At 48.0% G+C, this 19,632-nt stretch carries 18 protein-coding genes; 9 read left to right on the top strand and 9 right to left on the bottom strand.

Annotated elements, in window-relative coordinates:
• Positions 1 to 10: 10 nt before the first annotated feature.
• From PPG34_RS05130 to PPG34_RS05110, 5 genes are all read left to right on the top strand, one after another.
• Entirely contained in the window at positions 11 to 1,366 is a 1,356-nt protein-coding gene (locus PPG34_RS05130; RefSeq protein ID WP_313832071.1) for a sigma-54-dependent transcriptional regulator, read from the top strand.
• A 343-nt stretch (positions 1,367 to 1,709) separates the two neighbouring features.
• Entirely contained in the window at positions 1,710 to 1,925 is a 216-nt protein-coding gene (locus PPG34_RS05125; RefSeq protein WP_313832070.1) for a hypothetical protein, read from the top strand.
• Positions 1,919 to 2,257 carry a DUF4398 domain-containing protein gene (locus tag PPG34_RS05120; RefSeq protein WP_313832069.1) on the top strand — a complete coding sequence of 113 codons (339 nt, stop codon included), beginning with the start codon at positions 1,919 to 1,921 and terminating at the stop codon, positions 2,255 to 2,257. Before PPG34_RS05125 ends, PPG34_RS05120 begins: the two co-directional genes overlap by 7 nt.
• Positions 2,258 to 2,381: 124 nt before the next feature.
• Positions 2,382 to 3,875, top strand: a complete 1,494-nt coding sequence (locus tag PPG34_RS05115; protein WP_313832068.1) for a Do family serine endopeptidase — start codon at positions 2,382 to 2,384, stop codon at positions 3,873 to 3,875.
• A gap of 79 nt (positions 3,876 to 3,954) precedes the next feature.
• Complete coding sequence (locus PPG34_RS05110; protein WP_313832067.1) at positions 3,955 to 4,587, top strand: MarC family protein; 633 nt, start codon at positions 3,955 to 3,957, stop codon at positions 4,585 to 4,587.
• A 10-nt stretch (positions 4,588 to 4,597) separates the two neighbouring features.
• Here the strand turns inward: PPG34_RS05110 and PPG34_RS05105 are convergent, their stop codons facing one another.
• A complete protein-coding gene (locus PPG34_RS05105) occupies positions 4,598 to 4,897 on the bottom strand; it encodes a hypothetical protein (protein WP_313832066.1) in 300 nt (99 codons plus the stop codon).
• 183 nt (positions 4,898 to 5,080) lie between these two features.
• On the bottom strand, positions 5,081 to 5,251 hold the full coding sequence (locus PPG34_RS05100) for a hypothetical protein (protein ID WP_313832065.1): 171 nt from the start codon (positions 5,249 to 5,251) through the stop codon (positions 5,081 to 5,083).
• A 763-nt stretch (positions 5,252 to 6,014) separates the two neighbouring features.
• On the opposite strand from PPG34_RS05100, the gene PPG34_RS05095 reads away from it, so the two are divergent.
• The 4 genes from PPG34_RS05095 to PPG34_RS05080 all read left to right on the top strand — a co-directional run bounded on the left by PPG34_RS05095 (position 6,015) and on the right by PPG34_RS05080 (position 8,486).
• A complete protein-coding gene (locus PPG34_RS05095) occupies positions 6,015 to 6,554 on the top strand; it encodes a hypothetical protein (protein WP_313832064.1) in 540 nt (179 codons plus the stop codon).
• A 62-nt stretch (positions 6,555 to 6,616) separates the two neighbouring features.
• Complete coding sequence (locus PPG34_RS05090) at positions 6,617 to 7,495, top strand: mechanosensitive ion channel family protein (RefSeq protein ID WP_313832063.1); 879 nt, start codon at positions 6,617 to 6,619, stop codon at positions 7,493 to 7,495.
• Positions 7,496 to 7,870: 375 nt separating this feature from the next.
• Complete coding sequence (locus PPG34_RS05085) at positions 7,871 to 8,104, top strand: YtxH domain-containing protein (RefSeq protein ID WP_313832062.1); 234 nt, start codon at positions 7,871 to 7,873, stop codon at positions 8,102 to 8,104.
• Between the two features lie 46 nt (positions 8,105 to 8,150).
• On the top strand, positions 8,151 to 8,486 hold the full coding sequence (locus tag PPG34_RS05080; RefSeq protein ID WP_313832061.1) for a DUF2934 domain-containing protein: 336 nt from the start codon (positions 8,151 to 8,153) through the stop codon (positions 8,484 to 8,486).
• A gap of 56 nt (positions 8,487 to 8,542) precedes the next feature.
• On the opposite strand, the gene PPG34_RS05075 is transcribed toward PPG34_RS05080, so the two are convergent.
• The 7 genes from PPG34_RS05075 to PPG34_RS05045 all read right to left on the bottom strand — a co-directional run bounded on the left by PPG34_RS05075 (position 8,543) and on the right by PPG34_RS05045 (position 19,628).
• Positions 8,543 to 9,361, bottom strand: a complete 819-nt coding sequence (locus tag PPG34_RS05075; RefSeq protein ID WP_313832060.1) for a YihY/virulence factor BrkB family protein — start codon at positions 9,359 to 9,361, stop codon at positions 8,543 to 8,545.
• Positions 9,362 to 9,393: 32 nt separating this feature from the next.
• A complete protein-coding gene (locus PPG34_RS05070; protein WP_313832059.1) occupies positions 9,394 to 12,072 on the bottom strand; it encodes an MGH1-like glycoside hydrolase domain-containing protein in 2,679 nt (892 codons plus the stop codon).
• Positions 12,073 to 12,337: 265 nt separating this feature from the next.
• On the bottom strand, positions 12,338 to 12,754 hold the full coding sequence (locus PPG34_RS05065) for a hypothetical protein (protein ID WP_313832058.1): 417 nt from the start codon (positions 12,752 to 12,754) through the stop codon (positions 12,338 to 12,340).
• A gap of 79 nt (positions 12,755 to 12,833) precedes the next feature.
• Positions 12,834 to 14,018, bottom strand: coding sequence for a hypothetical protein (locus PPG34_RS05060; RefSeq protein WP_313832057.1), 1,185 nt, complete (start codon positions 14,016 to 14,018; stop codon positions 12,834 to 12,836).
• Between the two features lie 169 nt (positions 14,019 to 14,187).
• Positions 14,188 to 15,669, bottom strand: a complete 1,482-nt coding sequence (locus PPG34_RS05055; protein WP_313832056.1) for an NAD-dependent malic enzyme — start codon at positions 15,667 to 15,669, stop codon at positions 14,188 to 14,190.
• A gap of 258 nt (positions 15,670 to 15,927) precedes the next feature.
• Entirely contained in the window at positions 15,928 to 17,523 is a 1,596-nt protein-coding gene (zwf, locus tag PPG34_RS05050; RefSeq protein WP_313832055.1) for a glucose-6-phosphate dehydrogenase, read from the bottom strand.
• Between the two features lie 116 nt (positions 17,524 to 17,639).
• Entirely contained in the window at positions 17,640 to 19,628 is a 1,989-nt protein-coding gene (locus PPG34_RS05045) for an alpha-1,4-glucan--maltose-1-phosphate maltosyltransferase (protein WP_313832054.1), read from the bottom strand.
• Between the last annotated feature and the right edge of the window lie 4 nt (positions 19,629 to 19,632).

Here is a 19,632-nt window from a genome sequence, read left to right as displayed (position 1 = left end):
CGAGGAGATCATGATGACCCCACAAACGTCGATCCTAGTTGTAGATGATGAAGCAGAAACGAGAAACCTTCTTCAAGAAATCATGGAAAAGGAAGGGTATGTCGTACAGACGGCGCAGGATGGGAAACAGGCCTTGGATCAACTAGAAGGCCAGGTGATGGATCTGGTGTTGAGTGATATTCAAATGCCGATTATGGATGGGATTGAATTATTGGGAAATATCCGATCGCGGCATCCGGATACTCAGGTAATCTTGTTAACGGCGTATGGCAGCATGACGACGGCGGTAGAAGGCATTAAATCCGGAGCATTTGATTATATCAGCAAACCCTTTGTGCTGGATGAAGTCCGATTGTTGGTGAAGCGGGCCTTGGACCATAAAAAAATTCTTCAAGAAAATCGTTCTTTGAAGCAACAAGTACAGGCCACCTTAGGGATAGATCAACTTCAGGGAAAGAGTTCAGAAATGGTTGCCGTATATAAGCTCGTGGCTCGCGTGGCTCCGAGTGAAAGTACGGTCTTGATTCAAGGCGAAAGTGGCACCGGGAAGGAATTGATTGCTCGCGCCATACATTCCAATAGCCAACGACATGATGGTCCCTTTGTGGCGGTGGACTGTGGAACTCTGGCCGAAACGCTTCTGGAAAGCGAATTATTTGGACACGAAAAAGGTGCCTTTACCGGAGCCATCGGGAACAAAAAGGGCTTATTGGAAATGGCCCATGGAGGGACCTGTTTTTTGGATGAAATCGGGGATATTACCCCAGCCCTTCAGAGTAAACTTCTCCGGGTGCTTCAGGAACGAGAAATTCGTCGGGTTGGAGGTCAGGATTCTATTGGGGTAAATGTTCGAGTCGTGGCCGCGACCAATAAGGATTTATTCAAACTCGTGAAGAGTGGAAAATTTCGAGAGGATTTATATTATCGGTTGAATGTAGTAACGATACAGTTGCCCTCATTGCGGGAGCGCACTGATGATATTCCTTTGCTAGTCCGCTATTTTCTTCAAAAATATGGAGTCACGAATACGAAGCAGGTCACGGACATCTCACCCAAGGCGATGGTTCTGCTTCAGCAATATGATTGGCCAGGTAATGTGCGGGAATTGGAACATACGATCGAACGGGCCATTGTCTTGACCCCTCACACGACCATTGTGCCAGAAGATCTTCCTCCGGCAATTGCTTCCCAAGCTCCCCCGCTGGTTGGTAAGGATACCGGGTGGAAAACCTTGGATCAGCTTGAGCGGGAACAGATTTTAAAAGTGCTGGAGGCCTATAAAGGGGATGAAGCCCAAGCGGCCGAGATTCTTGGGATCCACCGAAAAACTCTCCAACGAAAACTTAAGGAATACGGATTACGATAATTCATAGTTTTCCTTCCTTCATCTAGCCGATTCTCGGCTAGACATAACTTCTTCTCCAGTAACAAGTTGTACTCCTCGTGTATTCTCCGAATGTCTGGGCCTTTATTCCTTTAAGAGGCTTTTCTCAGGACAACTTGTTCCGGAGCGAAGAGGTGTCACCCTGGTCCTTTCAAAGGCAAGTGACAATGATGCCGCTACTTCATTGAAATTTTTATGGTTTTTGTATTGAGAATGGGGTTTGGTGGTTTTCCTCATTTGGCATCTCAATTGCTAGCTAATTAACGTATTAGGCCAGGAGGCTGTGGTTCCGTGGATGTGAAGATCGGGAAGAAAGGAAGTAACGATGATATGCCATCGTTGTAATGGATTCATGGTTGAAGAACTGCTGTCGGATATGGATGGCCAATCTTCAAGAGCGCAAGGATATCGGTGTGTGAATTGTGGTGAAGTGACGGACTCGGTATTACTCCGACATCGTCAGTTGAAGCAGCTACCGAAGAAAGTGGGTCGGCAGCCTCGACGTCTTGAAGTGATTGCCCTTGGTGGATCGTCGTGTTGACCATCTTTCAATGGCTTCGTCTGGGGCTGATGAGCTTGTTGATGGCGGTGGTCCTCACCGGTTGTTCGGGGACTCCGGTGACAGAATTCGAGGAAGCTCGTCAAGCGCTAAAACGAGCTGTGGAGGAAAATGCCCCACAGTTTTCCCAGGAGACCTATGTCCGGGCCATGGCGGCCTTCAGTGCTGCGACTCATGAGTGGCATGCGCAAAATGCCCGGTGGAGTTGGGAGCGGGATTATTCCACGACGATAGATCTTCTTGTATTGGCAACTCTCGACGCCCATCGTGCGATGGAGGAAGCAATTCAACATCAACGACTTCGGCAAAATTAACCTTCCCACCTTTCTATAAATCAATGGCCAATGACTGTGAAACGTGACAAGATTCCAGAGAACGGACAACTTTTCTACATGGCCAACGAACGAAGCGTATAGACGTAAAGAGATGAGAGGCGGTATGAATCGGAAATTAATCTTGAACATATGGGCAGGTGTTTTCTTTGTTAGCTGTTGGGGAATGGGGCTACCTCAGGATGAAGTTTCTGGGTCAGGGAGGACTCTCACTGTGTTGGCGAAGGACACCATTCCGGTGCCAGGTACTGGCAACCAGAAGGAAAGTGTTAAGATCCCCTCACGAGATGTTTCTCTACTCAGCCTGGAATTGGTTCGGATTGCCAAACTCACCCAAGCCTCGGTCGTGAATGTCATGACCGTTGGAAATTTTCAAAACGAAGGAGCTCCTGATTCTCCGCCGTACTCTCGTAAGTTTTTTGACCAAGAGCCCAGTGTGCCGGGGCAAACTCCCCAGGACCAGCGAGAACAAGGGATGGCTTCCGGGGTGATTATGAGTGCGGATGGTTATATTTTGACGAACAATCATGTAGTGGAAGGGGCGAATGAAATACGGGTTCTCCTGACTGACCAACGACGGTTTAAGGCCAAGGTTGTGGGGACTGATCCAAAAACGGATCTTGCGGTTTTAAAGATTCAAGCCGGGGGGCTGCCTTTTCTCCTTTGGGGGGACTCGACCACTCTGCAAGTTGGTGAAATCGTGGTTGCGGTTGGAAATCCCTTTGGTCTGAATCAGACGGTGACCATGGGTATTATCAGTGCTGTGAGTCGCGCCAATATGGGTATCGTGGATTTCGAAGACTTTATCCAAACTGATGCCGCCATCAACCCTGGAAATTCTGGTGGTGCGCTCGTGAATTTAAAAGGCGAACTCATCGGTATTAATACCGCCATTTTCAGCCAAAGCGGGGGGTCCATGGGAATCGGTTTTGCCATCCCGAGCCAAATGGCCAAAAAGGTATCCCATTTACTGATGACGAAAGGGAAAGTCGTTCGGGGATGGCTGGGTATTTCCATGCAAGCCATGACCCCTGAACTTGCCAAACAATTTAAGGCGCCGGATGCCAAGGGCGTGTTGCTCGGAGATGTGAACGATGGAGGACCCGCAGGGCGAGCCAAAATTGAACGCGGAGACATTATCCGAAAGTTCAATGGGCAATCTGTCATCAATCCACAACAATTGAGGGGGTTGGTCGCGGATACGATTCCTGGCGTCGTGGTGGAGATGGGAATTCTCCGAAATGGTCGAGAGCTAGGAATGTCCGTGACTATGGGCGAATTGCCCAGATTTATCGCACCGCCAAGCTTTTCCCGCCAAGCCAAAGGCCACCACCTTTTGGACGGTGTGATTGTTGAACCTTTGCCTCCTGGCCAAGGTCAAGGGGATGAAGGCGTAGTGGTCAGCGACGTGCCACCTAACAGTCCTTCTGAGCGTGGAGGATTACAAATCGGGGATGTCTTAATTGAGATTAATCGAAATCCAGTGAGATTTCTCAGGGACTTTGAGTCGCTCTCCAAACACCTCGGGCCCAGAGAAAATGTGTTGCTTCTGGTTCGCCGTGGCGGCGCGACTCTTTTTCTTACATTGGAAAATGAGTGATGGGTGAAGATGGGAAATTTACGGGAAGGGTTCAGAAGAAATTAACTGGGACCGGGATTGAACCCCACAAATTCTATTCATGGACCTTCTGAATTTTTCACTCCTCGCCCTTGGTTCCTTATTTGTAGTGGTAAATCCGATTTCCGGCGTGTCGGCGTTTTTGGCCATGACCGGTCGTGATATCCCAGAGGATAAACTCCGCATGGCCAAGGTGGCCTGTATGGTGGCGGTGGGCGTGCTTCTGGGATTTGCGCTGTTAGGCTCGACGCTCTTCACATTATTAGGCATTATGCTTCCGGCGTTTCAACTTGCCGGAGGATTAGTTCTCTTATTGATTGCACTGGATATGTTGCGTGGACAGCGATCTTCCGTTCAAGAATCTCCAGAAGAAGCGAAAGAGGCCATTGAAAAACTCGACATTGCGGTTACTCCGCTTGGCATACCATTGTTGGCGGGCCCTGGGGCGATTACCACGGTAATGCTCTTGGAGACTCAGGCTCAGCATTGGGGGGCTCGGGCGGTCTTGTGTGCTTGTATTGCCTTGGTGGGGTTGGCTAGTTATGTCATTTTTTCCGTGGCTATCAAACGCGCCTCCTGGTTCGGGCCCATCGCTATGAAGATTACGATTCGACTCATGGGGCTTGTCGTTGCCGCCATTGCCGTGCAATTCATGTTTAATGCCATCCAAGAGGCGTTTGGTCTTCATCCCTAGGATGGTTTGGTTATTTGTCCGATGTGGGTTGAGGGGATATGGCGATAGGGCCTACTGCCAAAGGGATAGGTGTCGAAATTGGAATGACGGGAATCATCTCCTCTTCGACCGAAGAAAGGGAAAGAGGAGTAATGGGATCAATAAGTGGGAGAACCTGTGGCTCGGAAGGTGTCTCTCGTTGGTGCCTTCGACTTATGATCCAATGAGCACCCCAGGCAATCAGCCCCCCAGGTATCACCAAAATAAGCGTAGATAGGCCTACCCACTTGATTGAGCGGGGTACCCAACCCTCTTGTTGTTTATTACTCATAAAAGTCCTTGGCTGTTGGTGGTGATCCTGTGCTGCCATTATTACTGTGTGTTGTAACCAACCAAGGGGAGAAACCGAGAACGGTCTTCTCCCCTTGATGACTTTCTCCACCTTCCTTGAGATGGTAGATGTTGGTTGCTCAATGTGTGCAAGAGCATTCATGTTTTATGTGTACAGAGAGATTTACGCCGCTTTTCGGACAGTGGCCGCAACATGATTCTGAAGTGAAGTCTCAGTCTTCATATGACCCGTGAAGCGTTCACCCCTTGAAGTACTAAACATCAACATAGCTGTAGCAATGACACCCAAGGCGCCGACTAAGGCGAGGGTGGCATCAATGATTGAGGCATTCATCTCTCTGACCTCCTTTTAAAGGCATCCTTATGAATTCCTGCCGAATGAGGATTGTTTGCAGGAAGGATCTTCCTGCTTGCAAGAGATAGAAGGTGCAAAAGATATACCAATTTTTACGTACTTTTGCATTTTTTGTTTACTGCAAATTTCTTAAGAAATTCAATGAAATTTTTCCTTAGGAAACTCTTAGGAAACAAGTAGCCAAGTGCAAATTGTTCGATGTGGATTAGCAGAGTTGAGAAAAGAGACCTGAAATGCGTGGGATTTCATCAACTTCCATTGATGGGGAACTTTGTCCAGGATTGGAACAAAATGTCCCAAAAAATTCTATGGAGGTATGGCTTCATAACCTTTCTTTAGGGTCAGGAAGTAAAGATTTGGTCCGCCGATGGTTCCAAAATTTGTGAGTCTGAAAGGTTCATTGTTTATAATCCAGAATGAACTTGGAGGTTAGCACATGGATTGCTCCCCATATGGAATATTGACGGCCAATGCTAGGCCTTGGGACTCTGAATGGCTGATCCTTATCATAAGTCAGGCCGTGACGGGGAAGTCGGCTTGATGGTCTAAGGTTCATGGGTGTTGCCTGAGGTGGATAATAGGTGGCCTATGGACTTGTGTTATGTCCTTGAATGTTCTAAAAAAACTAATACTCAATAGAATGTGAAGGAGGGTGAGGATGTTCCGAGCAATTTGTCAGGGTTTTCCTGAGGGAAGACGGAAAAAGGTGGAAACACAAATGAGGGGTCGGGTGGTTTTTCTTATGGTTCTTTTTGGAATTCTCGGACTTTTGGGGTGTGAAAATCGTCCACAAGTTCGAAGCACCTTTGACAAAATTCCTTTTACCCATTCCTTAAGAATGGAATATAATCTCACGCCTCCCGAACTGAAACGGTTGCAATTCTATGTGTCCCATCCTATTCAGCTTCGTCATGTAGACACTTCCGGTAAGTATGAAATTGCCAAGGGAAAATTGGTCGTGAAGGACGGAAAGGATGTGAATGAAATTGTCGTGAATCGAGGGACCCCGGGGATTGCGGTGGATGTGCGAGACCCTGAACTCCGCGTCAGTTTTGAAGAGAATTTTTCCTTTGGTTTTGTCCGAGGGACGGGGCCACAGTCGGATGTGTATGTGCTAGCTTTTGTGAATAATGAACAAGGACAACCCATTGTCCGATACGGTGGGGCGGAGTTTCAAATGGAACAAAACAGCCAATTGGCACATTTATTAATTAATAAGGAAGAACTCACCGAGATAGTGAATAAACGTCGAGTACTACCTGGGCGAAGAATCGGCAATTAATTTTTAAATGAAGGATTTTATCCTTTTGTCCGTTAATCTCTATGTCAGTAGAGCCAGTAACTATGGTTGAATCATTTTTTGCGTCCTTAGATCCTTCCATCCTCCGCTATAGCTTGGGAACGACCTTCCTTATCGTGGTGGTCATGTTGATACGAATGCTCTTGCATCGAGCGTTTTTGGGCCGAAGCGATATTGTTGGCGAAACTAGGCGTCGCCGGGCGGTCAATATACGGAACGCCTTGCTGATTCTGCTAATTTTCGGGGTAATTCTGATATGGGCCCCGCATATCCAAACTCTCGCTGTTTCGTTATTGGCCATTGCGGTGGCCCTGGCCATTGCGACCAAAGAGCTGATTGATTGTATTAGCGGGGGCGCGGTTCGGATGGTCAATGGGGTGTATTCGGTAGGAGACCGTATTGAAATGGGAGGGGTGCGTGGTAATGTGGTGGATGTGAATCTCCTTTCCACGACGATCCTAGAAATTGGACCAGGACAAACTTCACATCAATATACGGGGCGAGCCATGACCGTTCCCAATAGTGTCTTGCTTCGGAATACCGTGATCAATGAATCGTATAGCCGGGAATATCGGCTCCATATTATTACCGTTCCCCTGAGTACGGCAGATGATTGGAGAGAAGCTGAGCGGATTCTCTTGGAGGCGGCGAATGAGGAGTGCCAGCTTTTCATTGAAAAAGCCAAGGAGCATATGAAAAAGCTTGAGGGCCGAACGTGGCTGGATGCGCCCTCGGTTGAACCTCGTGTGACTTTTCATTTGCCGGAACCCGGTCGAATTAATTTGCTATTGCGTATTCCCTGTCCCACGAGGATTCCCTCACGATTGGAACAAGCGATCCTGCGGCGATTTCTCTCCCAGTTTCGGTTTGTTGATCCTTCAAATTTCGATACCCTTTCCTCCCGCTCCAAGGAAGCCTTTTAGGGGATTTGTTTTCCGGGTATAATGCCCTTTCAACTTAACTTTCGCGTCTTAACCGCGAAGTTGTGGAAAGGTTGTCTGCCCATGGCGCAATTTGTCAGGTCCGTCTGTTTTGACAAAAAATGGTCCTCAGGAAATTCCTTTAAAAACAAAGAAACTGGGGACCAAATTGTTGGGAAAACTTGGCATTTTTTGTGCATTAATTAGGGGTGGGGGCAGTTAGCTTTTTCATGTTCGTAATGTTTGGTCTACTAAAGAGAGATACAGGGTACCCCTCCTTCTCTAATGCAAAGAATATCTTTACAGTTTATACTAAGTACTAATAATCAAATTTTGTGTATTGTTTATGAACCCGAGTTTGGATAAGGAGGGTGTTCCATGGAAGAAAGTAACCGAGCATTGGTGTTTGGTTTTGTGGCCTTTTTCGCGGGCGTGATGATTGGATTGGGAACGGGTCTGTTAGTGGCTCCGCAATCTGGTAATCGTACCCGCCGGCAGTTGCAGAATATGGCGATGGATGCTCAGGAGGATGCGGAAACACTGGTCAAGGATACCAAAGAGAAGGTTTCTGGCTGGGTAGACAAGGGAAAGAAACTCATGGCCAATTCCTAATCCGCGGCATTTTGAGAAACGTGTTTTTACCCTAGGGGGTGATCTGGTGGGAGAGAAAGAAAAATCTCCAATGGTGGGGTTCAAGAAAAACCAAAAGTCTCAGGAGCTTGATATTACCAATGTTGGCAAATTAAAACTGGTGGAGCGGGGAAAGTCATCCACAAAGAAGGCCGGTGGGGCTACTCCTAAAAAGGGAGCTCCAAAATCATCGGCGGTTGCCCCCAAAGGGCAATCGAAGAAGCCCATGGTACGGAAGGAAAATATCGAGGCTAGAATCGCCCAACGGGCCTATGAAATCTATGAAGAGCGGTGCCGTCTTGGGGCATCTCTTCAGGATTGGCTACGAGCTGAACGGGAAGTCTTGGCCGAACTAGATTCTTAAGGGAGATTGAGCATCGTCAGTAAGGCTACATCGTGTAATATCAGGCGTTTAGTTTTTTATTCTGCTGGAAGGTCAGGCTTTTCTTGTTGAATGCGGTCATAGGCCCAACCAACTTCTGCTCCAAGGATAAAAACCACGGATGCATAGTAAATCCATACCAAGAAAAACATCATACCGCTTAACACTCCATAAAAAGATGTCATAAGTTTCGCCATCGAGACATAATAGGAAAAGGCAAACTTTGACATTTCAAACAGCCCAGCTCCGGTCAGGGCTCCAACCCACAACGCTAACTGACTTAAGCGGGATGTGGTGGCCAGTCCGTAAAACATATAAAACAACAGGGTCAAAAACGAAAAGCTGAGGATCTTGCCGAGAACTACGGCAAAGGGATTCAGCAAGCCTCCAATGATCGGAACTGACTCGCCTAAGGCTTGCACGACTGCAAAACCTGAGGCGATTACCGCCGTGACAATAAGGAGTAAGGACAGTACGATCATCAGAAGCAAATCCGTCAATTTTCCCCTCAAAAACGTTTCGGGTGTTTCGACAAGAAACACCCCACTTAAGACATGCCGGGCTGAGGCAAATACCGCGCTGCTAAAAATAACAAACAATGTAATACCCGTGAGTCCTAACGTTCCTCGATTGATCATAATGGCATTGAGAGTTTGCATGAAGACTTTCTGGGTGCCGGGGAGGAGATCTCGAATAATATGGCGGGTCCATTCCATGGCCTGTTCCGAGCCTACAACCGTATATCCCAGAGCCGAGACAAAAATAATCGGCAGGGGTAAGCAGTACAAAACCAAGTCAAAGGAAAGCCCAGAGGCCAGAAATGGTCCATGGTCATCGAAAAATTTAACGACAACCATTTTTACCATATTTCTCACGGAAGCCAGTCGCATTATGAGATTACTTTCGTTGAGATCAACTCGTCTCCATACTGCTCGAGCAATTTGGCAATAAGCGCAGTCCATCCGGTTTGGTGACTCGCGCCGAGGCCCTGTCCCGTTTCTCCATGAAAAAATTCATGAAACAGTAAATGGTCCCGCCAAAATGGATCATGTTGGGCAATGTGATCAGCTGGCCATATCGGTCGGTTGTCCGAGGGATGTTGGTGAAATATTGCCATGAGGCGTGCGGCAAGTTCTCCTCCGACCTCCCACAAGTTAAGGACGGGCCCCGAGTTTGTGGGGCATTCTATGGTAAAGGACTCTCTGAAAAAATAATGGAATTTCTGTAACGATTCGATCAACAGATAGTTGAGTGGAAACCAGATCGGTCCTCGCCAATTCGAGTTTCCTCCAAACATGGGGCTACGCGACTCTCCAGGTTCATAGGCCACGCGATATTCCGTTCCATTCACATGAAATTCAAAAGGGTGATCTCGATGATGGCGTGACAGGGAGCGTATACCGAAAGTGGAAAGGAACTCTTCCTCTTGGAGCATATGATGCAATACCCGGCGGAGCCGTTCTTCGCTCACGAGTGACAATAAATATCGAATGCTGCCATCTTCCCGGACTTGGGTGCCCACATTGGTGCGAAACTCCTGACGATTTTTGAGAAACCACATCATCCGTTCGTGAAAGTTTGGCAATTGCGAGAGGGTTTCCGGTTCAAGCGTCAAGACGGCGAATAAGGGGATTAATCCAACGAGCGATCGGATTTTGAGAAATCGTTGTTCCCCATGAGGCAAGTTGAGCACGTCGTAATAAAATCCGTCCTCATCATCCCACAAATTTAAACAATCGTCCCCGCGACCGTTCATGGCATGGTTGATGTACACAAAATGATCAAAAAATTTGCTCGCGACACTTTCGTAAGCCGAATTATCTCTGGCTAATTCAAGGGCAATGGCCAACATGTTGAGACAAAACATACCCATCCAACTGGTGGTGTCCGATTGGTCAAGGTGTCCGCCCGTTGGCAACGGCTGCGAACGATCGAAGACCCCAATATTGTCCAATCCCATGAACCCGCCTTGAAACAGGTTTTTCCCTTGCGCGTCTTTTCGGTTGACCCACCACGTGAAGTTCAACAGCAATTTGTGAAACGCGCGTTCCAAAAATTTTCGGTCCGCTTGGCCACGAATACGTCGCTCAATTTTATAGACCCGCCATACCGCCCAGGCATGGACCGGTGGGTTCACATCATTAAAATCCCACTCATAGGCAGGCAATTGTCCGTTGGGATGAAGATACCATTCGCGCAACAACAAAATCAGTTGATCCTTGGCAAAGTCAGGGTCGATTAAGGCGAAGGGGACACAATGAAAGGCGAGATCCCAAGTGGCGTACCAGGGATATTCCCATTTATCAGGCATCGAAATGACATCGGCATTGTACAGGTGACGCCAATCTTGATTGCGACTTGAGTTTCTATGAGGGTGTGCATTAGGACCCGCTTCGTCCCCCACCAGCCAGGTGGCAACATCGTAATGATAAAATTGTTTGGACCAGAGTAATCCAGCAAAGGCTTGCCGTTGAATGGCTTTGGCCTCTTTTGTGCTTAGCTCGGGCATGCGTTGGGCATAAAACTCATCCGCTTCCGCTATTCGTGTCTCCATGATGCGATCGAACCCTGTTCCAAATGGGTGCTCGCCAGGAGGTTGGTCCGTGAGGCGTAAGCGAATCGTGACAGATTCTCCGGCAGGAATGGTCCTGTGATAGTGACCGGCAGCCTTGGTTCCGGTTAGATTCGGATTAATGCAGTCAGATTTTTGATGAATGAGATAGTTATGAAAGCTATCTTTCACAAAGGGGGTAGGGTTTGGTTGGCCCCAGATTCGCTCCAAATTGGTCTCATTTTCCGTAAACAGCAGTTGGGGCGTATCTTCATAAAGAAGCCATCGTTGTCCATAATGGGAATGTTCGGCTCGTATGGCTTGCCCACTAGGGCTATGGGTCTCCAAGGAAATATTGGGCTTTGCGGCTGAACGTTGCCAAGACCATGTGTTGCGGAACCAGAGGGTGGGTAGTAAGACCAAGGGCGCAGCCACTGCCCCCCGATTATAAGCTGTGACCTTGATCAAAATGTCTTCAGGTGTCGATTTTGCGTATTCGATGAAGACATCAAAGTATCGGTGCTCATTAAAGATGCCCGTATCGCTCAGCTCATATTCAGGTTGTTGACGGTCTCGACGCTGATTTTCTTCCACCAATTGGGAGTAGGGAAAAGGGGCTTGCGGATATTTATAGAGGAACTTCATGTAGGAATGGGTGGGAGTCGAGTCCAGATAGAAATATGATTCTTTGACATCTTCACCGTGATTACCTTCATGGTTGGCTAAACCAAATAACCGTTCCTTGAGAATGGGGTCTTGCTCGTTCCAAAGCGTCAAGGCGAAACACAGATATTGGTGACGGTCGCACAGGCCGCCAATGCCATCCTCTCCCCAGCGGTAGGCTCGCGAACGAGCTTGATCGTGGGGAAAGTACTGCCAGGCATGGCCATCCGGGCTATAGTCTTCCCGGACCGTGCCCCATTGGCGTTCACTCAGATATGGGCCCCATCGTTTCCAATGGGCAAGTCGCTTCCGAGAAGCATCGAGGCGCTGTTCTTCTTTGGTCAGTTTCGACATGAGTGACTCTGGGTCTTGCCTGACACTAAGAGTGGGAATGTACTCAACAATTGGTCGGAATGGAAGGAGTGCCGTGTTTATTTTAGGTTGCCGATTTTTTGGCTAACCCGTGGTACTTAATATTCAGGGAGTTGTGTTGTGCTAATCCGTATATTAGAGATTGTCTGTCAAATTTGCACGACTATTTTCAAAAATGGGTTTTCTCATAAAAGCCTTTCTCTCGTTTAGTAGAGAATGAGGGCATGAATGATCAGGTATACTACGCTTATGGAGGTGGGGATTTATTTAAGCCTTTTCCCCTGCCCAATTCAAATTGCGAGGTGTCCGATTCGGCTTTACCAAAAAACTGGACAGGTTTATCTCCTCGAAGATGTTCTGGTGTGATGAAGTAGGTGCCTTTCATAGTGGGAGTCCAGACCACCTGGCCCATCTCCTCATCCCCCCCTCCTAAGACATAGCCAATTCCACCTACGATGGCACCAAGACCGGCATACGTGGCTTTCACGGGAAGATAAAATAAGGTCAAGGCCCCACTTGCAACTTTGAGTTTGGTGTCTGAAGAATTTTCATTTTGGGGATCATCGGGAGACCCGGCAAGAACGGTATTGCTGGAGTACATTATGGACAGTGTACAGGATACGAGTATCACTGAAATCATGGTGAATTGAAGTATTCTTTGCATCTGTTTTTCCTCTATCTATTAGAAAAATTTGGGACCTAGTTCCCCCACCGCGTTCCCTTTTGTTTTTCTAAACCCCCAGCTACTTTGCGATGGTGATGCTGGGAGCTCCGATGCGGGAGACTTCTGAAACCGTCATCTGAAAGAGTTGATATAGCAAGCGAAAGGCTTCTCGATTCCATGTGTCGTCTGGGCCGTCCTTCACAAAGTAATAATGGTCGTTGTATTCAACCTGTAATTTTACCTCAGGGGGCGAGTTTGCGGATTCAAGGATGCTGAGTGTTCGGATGGGATTTTCTATGACGTGAGGAGTTCGGGAATCCTTCTCCACATGGTATTCAGCTTCCTCGTGAATGCTGCGGCCGAGGAAATTGAGAATGGCATGGAAACTTCGAAGTCGAAAGTTTCCTTGGATGGGGTACTCGCCCCCAGGAAAATCAGGTCGGATGTCAATAGACAGATCGTTGGGGGGCCAGCGATCGGCTGTGGCGTTGAGTTGAATGCGTTCTTCGTTAGACAGGTTCTCGGGATCATAATTGGTAATCAGGGTTCGGCCTAAAATTTTTTTCTTCAGAATGTAGAGCTGCCGTGGCGCATCCACAGAGACCTCATATTTAGTTTCCAAGACCTCAAAATCTCCACCCGATACCGAGGCCATGGGAATTTCCCACGTCTTATAAAAAATGAGTGGCTCTACATATAGCAAATTTCGGTCCTGAAGCGTGGAAAGGTGCAACACAACCTGTCGAAAGACGGTGTATCCGTCTTTCACATTGGGCCGATTATAATAGACAATTTCCGAATGGTTCCTAGGGATGCGAAGTTCGCCGGCCATCAGGCGCAGCAATAAATCAATATCGACCCCCTGTCGAAGCAAAAGCGTGAGTTTGGTTTCCTGGAATGGTGTAAGGAGTCGTTTGGTAAAGTCCTCTCCTTCAATGGGGACAATACTGATGGTAGGGTTTTCGGCGATGCTGGCGCCAAAGATCGGTGATAAATCTCCTCCACCAGTGAGGCCCCCAAGCGGGGGCGTTGCTCCGGCATTCACGCGAAAGTCGAATGTTGCGGCGATATTCGATACTCCAGTGAAATGGATGGCTTGATGATTATGCGCTCGTGCGATGTTGAGCAGGAGCTGCTCCGTGAGGGAGTTCGTGACAGAATGGTCATAGGCCACGATAGAATGTTGAAGACTTAACGGAGCCAGGCAACCTGATAGCGCAAACATCATGAGGAGTCCAAGGAGGATGCCAGTCTGCCGACGCATAGGTATGGATTCAAGCGATCTATAAATGAAAGGTGCCATTCTCAAAAGAGAAGTTGGGGAAAACAAGATCATGATTTATGATTGGCGATTAGCACATAAATAGAGTGATTATTCTATCGGGCTTGATTTAACGCGCTGTCTTTTTGTTCGCCTGATGGTTTCCCGAGAGTTACTCAAGGCCTTCTTCATGTTTGGGATTGCGTCGGGCCATTCCTGTTTCCTTTGCAGCGATGGCGACGGCTTTGGCAATAGCAGGGACGACATTTTTATCAAAGACGCTGGGGATGATGTATTCGTCATTCAGCGATTGCGCAGGAATGACATTAGCCAGGGCATGCGCCGCTGCTAATTTCATTGCTTGGTTAATTTCCTTGGCCTGCACATCTAATGCGCCACGAAAGAGTCCTGGAAAGGCCAAGAGGTTATTGCTTTGATTTGGGTAGTCCGATCGACCACTGGCATAAATGCGGCATTTACCAAGAGCGTCTTCCGGAGAAATTTCCGGGTCGGGATTGGCGAGGGCAAAGACGATCGCCTCTGGCGCCATAGGCTTTAAATCTTTGGGTCTTAAGATGTTGCCGCTAGACAATCCGATAAACACATCTGCGCCTTTTAAGGCCTGTTGTAACGTACCCGTTGGCTGGTCATAGTGAATAAAATTTGTCAGGTGATCATTCGTGGATCGTAACACGTCCATTGGCTCATTGAGGACAAGGCCTTTTTTGTCACACCCTTTGAGTTGCCCAATACCTGCGGCAATGAGCAATTGACAGCAGGCGGTTCCCGCCGCTCCCAGCCCATTCACGACAACCTTAGTTTGGTTGAGTTCTCGGTTCGTGACTTTTAACGCATTCAACAGTGCCGAAAGAATTACGACAGCAGTGCCATGTTGATCATCATGCATCACTGGAATATCCAGAGTAGCTTTTAAACGGCGTTCAATTTCAAAACATCGTGGGGCACTAATATCTTCGAGGTTGATACCTCCGAATCCTGGGGCAATGTTCGTAATTGTTTGAATGATTTGTTCGGGATCTCGAGTGTTTAAACAAATGGGCCAGGCATCGATGCCAGCAAATTGTTGAAAGAGCATCACCTTCCCTTCCATGACGGGAAGCGCGGCTTCTGGTCCAAGGTCCCCCAAGCCCAAGATGGCCGATCCATCCGTTATTACGGCTACGCTGTTGCTCTTGCTCGTGAAGCGATAGGTCAACGAAGGATCCTTTGCAATCGCTTGGGATACTCGACCGACCCCCGGGGTATAGGCCATGGAGAGTGTGTTCCGAGTCGAAATTTGAAACTTGCTGCCCATTTTGAGCTTTCCGCCCAGGTGCAACATGAAAATACGATCCGAAGCGGATAAGACTTTGACGTCGGGGAGTTTTTCAAGACGGTCGAGGACCCGCTGCCCGTGTTCTTCATTTTTGGTATCTAGTGTAATATCTCGAACGACTTTGGTCTTGGTGGCTGATATCATGTCCACCGCACCAATGCTGGCCCCTTCCTTGGCAATGGCATTCGTCAGCTTGGCGAAAACTCCGGGTTTTTGGTTGAGTTCGAGTCGAATGGCCAGCCGGTAGTTTGAGTATGGCCCAATATCCTTTTCTGGTTGATAAGAATCTTTGCCAAAACCAAGCCAACGCCAAATCATAGGGCTCCCTTATTGGTGAAATAACGAATAGAGAGGTAATAAGAGTGAGAGGAATTAAAAATAGGGATGTGAATCACTGGAGTGTGTCGTGACCTTGTCTGCCAATGCTGGTCAAATGCTTAAATTTTTTCCTAGGAAAATGTGGGTAGGGGCCATATGCCTATGAAGCATTGAAAGAAACTCTCTTTAACCCTCTTCCGGATTTTGACAAGTTCAGGATGGTTTTCGTCACACCAAACCCACTGAAGCAATGATTGACTATCCTGGATTTCGCCACTTCCGACCGTCTTTCTCAAGTAAGGCGTCTGATTCCGGAGGACCCCATGTGCCTGATTCATAAGGACGTGTTGCCTGAGCCCCGAGTTCTCGCCAGACATCCAAAATCGGATCCACAACGCTCCAGCCAATTTCGACATTGTCGCTTCGCTGAAACAATGTGGCATCTCCAGCCATGCAATCATGAAGAAGCGTTTCATAGCCCGTATTGGGGGTGTCACCAAAATATTTTCCATATTGAAAATCCATATCCACGGTACCCACCTGGACCGAGGGGCCGGGAATTTTTGCGCCGAAATTTAACGAAATTCCCTCTTCGGGTTGGATGCGGATAATTAATCGGTTGGGGTTCAGGTGATGAATCGGGGTTTTACGAAACAGCATTAGCGGGGCCGATTTGAATTGAATGACAATTTCCGTCACGCGTCTTGCCATTCGTTTTCCGGTTCGGAGGTAAAATGGCACCCCTCCCCACCGCCAGCTCTCAATAAATAATTTGAGCGCGACAAATGTCTCAGTGTTGGAATTCGAAGCTACGTGGGGTTCATCGCGATACGCCAAAACCGGATGGCCGGAAATCGTGCCTGGCCCATATTGTCCGGCGACCGTGGAGCGCATAACCTCCTCGGCCTCCATGGGAAGGATGGCACGCAGCACCTTGGCCTTTTCATCCCGAACGGCTTCGGCATCAAAAGCATTGGGTGGTTCCATGGCAATGTAGGACATCAATTGTAAGAGGTGATTGGTGACCATATCGCGAACGGCCCCCGCTTTTTCGTAGTAGGCTCCGCGATGTTCCACTCCCAAGCTTTCCGCTACGGTAATTTGAACATGATCAATGTAGCGCCGATTCCAAACCGGTTCGAAAATGCCATTGGCGAATCGGAAGACCAAAATATTTTGTACGGTTTCTTTTCCTAAATAATGGTCGATCCGATAAATTTGGTTCTCGGCGAGAATAGTGCACAGTTGTTGGTTCAAGACCTTCGCCGATGCCAGGTCATGTCCAAAGGGTTTTTCGAAAATTACCCTCCTTGCCCCTCCCTTGTGTTGTGCAATGAGCCCTTTGCCTGCAAGGTGTTGCACAATCTCTGAAAAGAAGATGGGTGCAGTGGCCATGTAGTAGAGGTAGTTACCAGCGCCGCCCTGAGACAGATCTACCTCATGGAGTTTGGCTCTTAATAAGTCAAAGGTCTGTGGGTCGGTGAAATCTCCTGCAAGGTAATGCATCCGTTGGCGCAGCCATTCTCGAACCTGACTGGCAATTGGCTGAGAAGAAAATTCCCGGATTTCTCGATCTATTTTATCGCGAAATTCTTCATTCGACATTGACACGCAATCGACTCCGATCACGGCAAACTTTTTCGAGAGGTTATGGCTGGCGGCCAGATTGTAAAGGGCGGGGATTAATTTTCGTTTGGTTAAATCCCCATTTGCTCCAAAAATAATGAATAGCGTTGGGGGGAGCTTTTGCCCTCTGGCGGGTGTTGGGCTTTCCGCAGTCTCTTTTGGGGGAGTTTCTGTTGGCTGAGAGGTAGTGTCAGATTGCGAAGGTAGTGTTTGTGACGGACTACTCATGAGTGCTTTTTCCCCGAACCTGTGTATGCAGCCATTGGCGTGTTTCCGTTGAATCTGAATAGGAGCTTTTTCTCGACATCAATTCATCATCCGGCGAGAGAAATCCCTCATTTTTATTATAAAAAGTAATCAAAGTCTTGTTCCTTGCGACTCCAGCGACGTACAGCAAAGATGACGGCCGGGTTCTCCTGTGGATCAAGTCGAATGGTATAGAATGACCCTTTGACCAGGTGATAGGTTCCCCACAAGAGTTCGTGAAGTTGATAGGTGTCATTGTGGCTAATTTCAAATTCCTCAATGGGGATATGCAGAACCGCCTCTTGGGTTTGATAGGGATTCATATTGACGGCAATTAGCAAGATGTTTGATTTATCAATGGTGCTTTTTCCATAGAATATGATGTGGTCATTATCCGCTTGATAAAATCGAAGATTTTCGAAATCGTGAAGCGCTGGATTATCTTTTCTAATTTGATTGAGTCTGGTGATATAGTCCCGGATGTTGCCTGGTCGATCCCAATCCCACGCTTTGATTTCATATTTCTCAGAGTCGAGATATTCCTCCTTGCCAGGCAATGCCCGGTTTTCACACAACTCATAGCTGCTGTAAATTCCATACGTCGGTGATAGCGTGGCGGCGAGCACGACTCGAAATTTGAAAGCCGGAGGGCCGCCCTGCTGAAGGATTTCTGGAAGGATGTCCGGCGTGCAGGTGAAAAAATTTGGTCGGAAATATTCTTTCATTTCACTTTGGGTGAGTTCGACTAAATATTCTGTCATTTCCTGTTTGAAATTTCGCCACGTGAAATAAGTGTAGGATTGGGTATAGCCGGCTTTGGCCAGGACGCGCATCATCTTGGGTCGTGTAAACGCCTCGGCGAGAAAGATGACATCGGGGTGCACGGCTTGGATTTCTTGAATGAGCCATTCCCAAAACGGCACGGGTTTGGTATGGGGATTGTCCACTCTAAAGATTTTGACCCCATGGCTGACCCAGAACAGAATGACTCGTTTGAGTTCTTCCCAAATGGCACGCCAATCCTGGCAATAAAAATCGAGGGCATAAATGTCTTCATATTTCTTTGGAGGATTTTCTGCATATTTAATTGTACCATCCGGCCGTTGCTTGAACCATTCGGGATGCGACTTCACATAGGGATGATCGGGGGAGGCATTGATGGCAAAATCGAGCGCCAATTCCATCCCATGGGCGCGAACGGCCTTTTCAAAATGATCAAAGTCGTCCAATGTGCCAAGGCTGGGCTCGATGGCATCATACCCACCATGGGTACTGCCAATGGCATAGGGGCTCCCAGGGTCGTTGGGGCCAGCCTTTAGACTATTGTTGGGACCTTTGCGATTGGTTGTCCCGATCGGATGAATGGGGGTGAGGTATAAGACATCAAATCCCATGTCCCTAATATAAGGAAGGCGAGCTTCGCACTCGCGAAAGGTCGTGCCTTTTCCTGGTTGGGTGCCCTGGGATCGGGGGAAAATTTCATACCAAGCTCCATATCGTGCTCGGACGCGATCCACAATGACTTCAAGTTCTCGAGGGTACACTGCCCAGGCATGCCGTTCCTCATGTCGATCCATTAAAGTCGACAACTCTTCATTCAAGGCAATGGCGATGATGGCTTCCTGCCCTTGTTGAGTTGTCCATTTCGTGAGCCATTTTTGTAATGTACCTTTTGTGGGATCTTTACAATAGGCAACCGCAGCCTGAAGAAGGGCCTGGCCTTCTAATAATTCGCTACTGAGATCGTCTTGTACACCCTGCTTTTTTTCAAGTTCCTCTCGCCAACTTGCAAAAGTTCGAACAAAGGCTCCGATCGTGTAGAGGTATCGCGTGTTCTCCGTAAGCTCAATACTACCTGCCCATCGGTCATTATTGATATGCTGAAGGGGAGTTTCCTGCCAATCGGCTTCACTCGTCTTTTTATGTCGTAAGACGGCTCCAATGAGATCATGCCCCTCCTTGAAAATATCCACTGAGACTTCGAGTCGGTCTCCGACTTCTCGTTTGATGGGATACCGTCCGCCATTAATCTCAGGATTCACATGCTCAATGATAATACTCTGAAAGTGTTGTGGAGGATGGCTCATGGCT

Source organism: Candidatus Nitronereus thalassa (genome assembly GCF_032191465.1).
Classification (GTDB): domain Bacteria; phylum Nitrospirota; class Nitrospiria; order Nitrospirales; family UBA8639; genus Nitronereus; species Nitronereus thalassa.
Note: the sequence above shows the minus strand (reverse complement) of the source record. Positions and strands in the feature narration are given on the sequence as shown.

What these genes read in the sequence shown, in the direction of transcription:
- PPG34_RS05070 (WP_313832059.1), bottom strand. Translation starts at nt 12,072, where the DNA reads ATGTCGAAACTGACCAAAGAAGAACAGCGCCTCGATGCTTCTCGGAAG.
- PPG34_RS05130 (WP_313832071.1), top strand. Translation starts at nt 11, where the DNA reads ATGATGACCCCACAAACGTCGATCCTAGTTGTAGATGATGAAGCAGAA.
- PPG34_RS05075 (WP_313832060.1), bottom strand. Translation starts at nt 9,361, where the DNA reads ATGGTTGTCGTTAAATTTTTCGATGACCATGGACCATTTCTGGCCTCT.
- PPG34_RS05105 (WP_313832066.1), bottom strand. Translation starts at nt 4,897, where the DNA reads ATGAGTAATAAACAACAAGAGGGTTGGGTACCCCGCTCAATCAAGTGG.
- PPG34_RS05060 (WP_313832057.1), bottom strand. Translation starts at nt 14,018, where the DNA reads ATGCGTCGGCAGACTGGCATCCTCCTTGGACTCCTCATGATGTTTGCG.
- zwf (WP_313832055.1), bottom strand. Translation starts at nt 17,523, where the DNA reads ATGAGTAGTCCGTCACAAACACTACCTTCGCAATCTGACACTACCTCT.
- PPG34_RS05055 (WP_313832056.1), bottom strand. Translation starts at nt 15,669, where the DNA reads ATGATTTGGCGTTGGCTTGGTTTTGGCAAAGATTCTTATCAACCAGAA.
- PPG34_RS05085 (WP_313832062.1), top strand. Translation starts at nt 7,871, where the DNA reads ATGGAAGAAAGTAACCGAGCATTGGTGTTTGGTTTTGTGGCCTTTTTC.
- PPG34_RS05115 (WP_313832068.1), top strand. Translation starts at nt 2,382, where the DNA reads ATGAATCGGAAATTAATCTTGAACATATGGGCAGGTGTTTTCTTTGTT.
- PPG34_RS05125 (WP_313832070.1), top strand. Translation starts at nt 1,710, where the DNA reads ATGATATGCCATCGTTGTAATGGATTCATGGTTGAAGAACTGCTGTCG.
- PPG34_RS05095 (WP_313832064.1), top strand. Translation starts at nt 6,015, where the DNA reads ATGGTTCTTTTTGGAATTCTCGGACTTTTGGGGTGTGAAAATCGTCCA.
- PPG34_RS05100 (WP_313832065.1), bottom strand. Translation starts at nt 5,251, where the DNA reads ATGAATGCCTCAATCATTGATGCCACCCTCGCCTTAGTCGGCGCCTTG.
- PPG34_RS05045 (WP_313832054.1), bottom strand. Translation starts at nt 19,628, where the DNA reads ATGAGCCATCCTCCACAACACTTTCAGAGTATTATCATTGAGCATGTG.
- PPG34_RS05090 (WP_313832063.1), top strand. Translation starts at nt 6,617, where the DNA reads ATGGTTGAATCATTTTTTGCGTCCTTAGATCCTTCCATCCTCCGCTAT.
- PPG34_RS05110 (WP_313832067.1), top strand. Translation starts at nt 3,955, where the DNA reads ATGGACCTTCTGAATTTTTCACTCCTCGCCCTTGGTTCCTTATTTGTA.
- PPG34_RS05065 (WP_313832058.1), bottom strand. Translation starts at nt 12,754, where the DNA reads ATGCAAAGAATACTTCAATTCACCATGATTTCAGTGATACTCGTATCC.